Genomic DNA, 252 nt, shown 5'->3' on the forward strand with positions numbered 1-252 from the left:
GCGATATCGTGAAGCTGCCCATTACAACTATCAAGACTCGAATTCATCGCGGGCGAGAAGCTTTACGTAGCAAGTTGCGATTGATGTGAGAAAGGAGAAATCACGATGGAATGCCGGGATATGATTTGCCTTATCCATGAATATCTGGATGGGGACACTGATGAACTTGCCAATCAGCATTTGCAAACACATATGAAGACCTGTGTGAGCTGCCGCCAACATATGCATGAGTTGCAGCGGGCCATCGCTTTT

1 protein-coding gene and 1 pseudogene are annotated in these 252 nt (G+C 46.8%); both read left to right on the plus strand.

Features of this window, described 5'->3' with window-relative positions:
• Window positions 1-89 (plus strand): annotated as a pseudogene (locus SB773_RS33410) (RNA polymerase sigma factor SigW); the annotation flags it as partial.
• Window positions 90-120: 31 nt separating this feature from the next.
• A partial coding sequence (locus SB773_RS33415) for an anti-sigma factor family protein (protein WP_410594746.1) occupies window positions 121-252 on the plus strand: 132 nt, incomplete at its 3' end.

Source organism: Bacillus sp. SIMBA_074 (genome assembly GCF_046534555.1).
In the GTDB taxonomy this organism is placed as follows: domain Bacteria; phylum Bacillota; class Bacilli; order Bacillales; family Bacillaceae_G; genus Bacillus_A; species Bacillus_A mycoides.